Source organism: Mycobacterium sp. (genome assembly GCF_052144515.1).
Taxonomy (GTDB): Bacteria; Actinomycetota; Actinomycetes; order Mycobacteriales; family Mycobacteriaceae; genus Mycobacterium.
The window spans coordinates 1-4,227 of record NZ_JBKQQD010000433.1 but is presented as its reverse complement, the minus strand read 5'-3'; the positions used below and the strand labels follow the sequence as shown (position 1 = coordinate 4,227).

Sequence of the window (4,227 nt, the reverse complement as noted above, 5' to 3'; positions counted from 1 at the left end):
CCAAGTACTCCACCATCCGGCAAAGGTTGACAACAGCCGCGCTCAACTTGTAGATGGTGGCGTCCCGATCTTCCACGCACGACTGCCAGTCCGGGAACTCCTGCGGCAATTTCTGGTTGTCTGCGTTAACGTGGATTTTCTGCTCGATTTGCTCGCACACATCCACGAGGGGAAACTCTCCCGGCGCACCGATGTCGGAGAGCCATTTATCAGTCATGTCAGATCGTCACCTTCTCCAAAGAGACAAAGCCCCCGAATCTCGCAGGCTATCGGGTCCCTGTCACGAGGTTTCTGCGGGCCTGATGCCGCGCCGCTGCAGGCGGTCATCGGCGCGGTGTGGGGGGTGGAAACCCTCGCGCCGCGCAGCTCTTACGACCTTCTGCAAAGTGTGTGGGCGTGGTTGTAGATCGCGGCTTTGCTGGGCACCGGGGGCTGCGTAGCGGCTTTTGGGGGCGTTTGTTCTGCTCCGCTGGGCGCTATCCGAGGACCGGGCCCGCGCTGGCTGTGGGAACGTACAACATCTCTGTCCACTCAGGCCGAGTGTCGCCGTCTATCTTCACGCGCCATACATACGCATGACCGGGTGCCAGCGGGAGTCCGTTCTGGAAGTTTAGAAGGATCTGCGCTTTCGGTCGGATGATGTCAGCGGGAATGTTGGCGCCCGGCAGTACTGTTGGGAGCAGCTTCTCTGAGGTGGCCACACGCAGATATTGCGGCTGTCCGGTCGAGTCAAGCAGTCCAGGCATCTGTACCAACTGGTGATCTTCGGTTTCGAGCGACAGTTCGACCGCGGGATCTTCTCCAACGAACTGCGGAGCGAAGGACGCGGATACTAAGACTGCGAAAGGGGCTGTCATTCCGGACTGAAGATTGACACCTGCGATGGTGACGCCGGCGCCGACGATTGTGGCTTTTCCTTGCTGATCGATGACTACATAGTCGGCGATTGTGATCCGCACTCGAGCGGACTCCGACGCATCGCTCATGCAGTGAGGTTTGCAGTTGAACCGATTACGATCGCTCCGCGCTGGATTACCGTCGTTTTTGTCGACGAAGCATAGGTGAGGGCACCGCGTGGTATCAGTTCGTCCGGAGTCGGGATGTGCTCGCGCTGATCGTTACTCACGGGCCCTGTGGTCGGCACCGGGCCGAGCGCCTCAAATCTGCGCATAGTCTCTTCTGGGCTCATCGACTCGTCGTCATGGCAGCCCAGTCGTACGGTTCACTTTTCATTGGGGTGCCCTTGCCTCCTCGTGAGACCAACTACACCCATCGTGCTGTCTGGATGCTCCATGTGTCAGCGTTATCGGGGTCCCCTTAGCAGTGGAGCGGATCTGGTCCCTTTTGCCGCAACTGGATCAGGCGGCTGGTGAGCGGAGCGGGCGGTGTCCCTCGCGACGGAGTTCGGTCTCGACGTCGAAGGAGTAGGTGTCGTAGAAGTTGTTCTTGGCGTTGCCGGCGGCGGAAACGGTTCCACAGATGTGTCGGGCCGCCGACATAGCATTGGGATAACCGCGGTTCTGCGGCGGCGGGAAACGGTGCCCGACACCCGTTAAGGCGCGGCTGCGGCGCAGGCCGCCGTTACCTAGGACGAGAGGCAACCGAATGGCAGAGGCCGACAATCGAATTGCCGGGACCCCAGCGGAGACGCGTGTTCACGAGCTGGCGAAGGAACTCGGCGTGACGTCAAGGGAGATACTCGCCAAGTGCTCGGACTACGGAGAATTCATCAAGTCGGCGAGCCACACTTTGCCGCCGCGGCTCATTAGGAGGCTCCGCCACGACCTGGGCCCTGGGGCGATCAGTGCTCGGCACTACGGCGATTCTGCCGACATCAACCAGCCGGCCGACGACGGAGGGTTCGGAGCTGCTTACCAGAGGGCTCAGCGTGCGAGCCGTTCAACTCCATCCCATAGCCATAAACCGGGGGAAATCGAGAGCGCGATCTATCGCTACGTGATCGACCCTCACCGCACGAATCGTGGTGGTCACACACCTGAGCAGCGCGACCGCGCGGAGCGGCTGACCAACCAATGGGCAAACACGTGGCTGCCGGACATGATCGACTGGATCAGGGTGACCGGTGGGGAGCGCTCAGACATTGCAGCGAAGTTGTCGGCCGCAGGACTAACACCGGCCGATGCGGACTTGCGCCTCACGGCCGGCCGGATCGATCCGACCCGCGACATGATCGTCACCCGAGTGATAAAGGGCCACCTTGGAATTAAAGACGCCGTGCGCCAGGTGCAGGAGTTTCGGCGCTCGGAGCAATCCGCCGCTGGTGGGGCCTGACGCGCATTATCGCGATGTATGTCGGCCTGCCTCGGTGCGCGCGCGTGCGGTTTCACCACAGCGTAGGTTTTGCTACACCCTCCGCGGGGTCGGGAAGCTGGCAGGCGTGAAAATCGGCCGCAGCAACTACGCTCAGACCCGTTTCCCCCGTGTCTAAGTTCGGTTGATATTGGGACACTTCCGGGGCGGGAGCGGCGACGTGCACCGATACAGCGGGCAAGGTTCCCACACGTGTGCCCAAACCGCCCAGCCCGTACGGGGGGATTTGCGGCACGACCAGGCTCCTGCCCGACCCGCCTATCGGCGGCCCGGTTGGGTCCGAGACATGTCGTACCCGGCACCAGAGCCAGCGCCATGTCTCACATCTAGAGAAACGAGGTCGATCGGATCCTGTCTCGCGACATGGGCAATAGCGTGAGAGACCCTCGCCGGCAGCGCATGACGGCGCTCGAAGCGCAAATCAGGGTGTGCAGGCGCTGTGAGGGTATGAACATCCCCGGCGAAACCCAAGCGGCGCCGGGCTATGGCTCGGTGCGATCGCCGGTGGTGATGGTCGGACAAAGCCTTTGTCGAGAGTGTATGGAGTCGCAGATCCCTTTCACCGGAGGTGGCGGGCGGTTCCTCGACGACAGTTTCGACATCGCCGGCATCGCCAAGCATCAGATCTTTCATCACCAACGTGGTGCACTGTCACCCGCCCGGCGACCGCAAGTCGCTCCCCGATGAGATCAAGAACTGCACTCCTTACCCGCACCGTGAGCTTGAGATCGTCCACCCAAGCTTGATCATCGGCTTGGGGCTAGACGCGAAAGCTGCACTGCGGTCTGCCTATCCCGAGGCACGAGAACTGCCATGGCCGTTCACCGTCCCGCTCGATCACGGGGCCGAGGCCACGGCCTCTCCCGATCTCCTATTTGCCCCACACCCATCCTCGATCAGATGGAAGCCCAAGGACATCCGCGAGGAGTACGTGACGAGTTTGGCGCGTGCGTTGGAGTGGGGCTTTCGCAACCGACCGCAACCAGGGGCTGAGCCGCACGGCGTATCCCGTGCCAGTACGGCCCGCGTGAACGGATTCGATTTCTCGAATCTAACGTTCTTGGTTTCTCAGATATCGCTTCAAACGCATTTAGTTGTCCAGCAGCGGGTTTGCCGACAAGTGCTGCACGAGATCCGCAGCCGCGCCCCGCGCCCTCTCGGCAGACTCTTTGAGTGCGTTCGCCCAGCCGATCGCGCCAGCTGCGACGGGCCCTCCCACGCCCCTGGATTCGTAGAGATCGCGATTCTCACCAAGCATCTGCACGATCCACGTCACACGGTCGATGGCCTCTATCAGTAGGTCATCGACGTGGTTCGGAGGTTGTCCCGGCCTTCGTGGAATTTGAGATGGCGGTCCCTCGCCTGAGGCCTGCCGGATGGTAGGTCTTCGGGTGAACGACCAAGAACACCCACAAAGGAAGGGACCGCCATGAGAACCGTACCTACTATTCGCGTTGCTGACACGGCCGATGCCGTGGTGTTGCCTGATCTGCCGGAGGAGATCGCAGTGGCGCTGACCGATATCGCTGGCGCGGCGCGAGAGGGGCTGTTGGCGATGAGCGTGGCCGCCGGGATGTCGGTGATGCAGGCATTGTTCGAGGCCGAGATTGCTGAGGTGGCCGGACCGAAAGGCAAGCATGATCCGGACCGGGCCGCGGTGCGTCATGGCAGCGGGCGCGGCTCGGTCACGCTGGGCGGGCGCCGGGTGGCGGTGGATCGGCCGCGGGCGCGCACCCTGGATGGGCACGAGGTGCCGCTGGTCAGCTACACCTACTTTGCTGCCGAGGACGTGCTGACGCGGGTGGTGATGGAGCGGATGCTGGCCGGGGTGGCCACTCGCCGGCACGCGCGGGTCGCCGAGCCGGTCGGCACCGTGGTGGACAAGGAGGCGAAATC

The 4,227-nt window shown here is 62.5% G+C and carries 6 protein-coding genes and 1 pseudogene; 3 read left to right on the top strand and 4 right to left on the bottom strand.

Annotated features, from left to right (window positions below):
* The 3 genes from ACLP9N_RS29490 to ACLP9N_RS29480 all read right to left on the bottom strand — a co-directional run.
* Window positions 1–217: hypothetical protein (locus ACLP9N_RS29490; protein ID WP_442410681.1), on the bottom strand; the 217-nt coding region annotated here is incomplete at its 3' end.
* A gap of 259 nt (window positions 218–476) precedes the next feature.
* Window positions 477–986 carry a hypothetical protein gene (locus ACLP9N_RS29485; RefSeq protein WP_442410680.1) on the bottom strand — a complete coding sequence of 170 codons (510 nt, stop codon included), beginning with the start codon at window positions 984–986 and terminating at the stop codon, window positions 477–479.
* 372 nt (window positions 987–1,358) lie between these two features.
* The gene (locus tag ACLP9N_RS29480; protein ID WP_442410679.1) at window positions 1,359–1,499 is read right to left on the bottom strand and encodes a hypothetical protein; all 141 of its coding nucleotides are present in this window, start codon (window positions 1,497–1,499) and stop codon (window positions 1,359–1,361) included.
* A 106-nt stretch (window positions 1,500–1,605) separates the two neighbouring features.
* Between ACLP9N_RS29480 and ACLP9N_RS29475 the strand changes: the two genes are divergently transcribed.
* Window positions 1,606–2,292: a translation initiation factor IF-2 N-terminal domain-containing protein gene (locus ACLP9N_RS29475; protein WP_442410678.1), complete on the top strand. Its 687-nt coding sequence runs from the start codon at window positions 1,606–1,608 to the stop codon at window positions 2,290–2,292.
* Between the two features lie 607 nt (window positions 2,293–2,899).
* Window positions 2,900–3,223 (top strand): annotated as a pseudogene (locus ACLP9N_RS29470) (uracil-DNA glycosylase family protein); the annotation flags it as partial.
* A 198-nt stretch (window positions 3,224–3,421) separates the two neighbouring features.
* Here ACLP9N_RS29470 and ACLP9N_RS29465 read toward each other — a convergent pair.
* Window positions 3,422–3,607, bottom strand: coding sequence for a hypothetical protein (locus ACLP9N_RS29465; protein ID WP_442410682.1), 186 nt, complete (start codon window positions 3,605–3,607; stop codon window positions 3,422–3,424).
* A gap of 153 nt (window positions 3,608–3,760) precedes the next feature.
* Here ACLP9N_RS29465 and ACLP9N_RS29460 point away from each other — a divergent pair.
* The coding region (locus ACLP9N_RS29460) for a transposase (protein WP_442410677.1) at window positions 3,761–4,227 on the top strand (467 nt) is incomplete at its 3' end.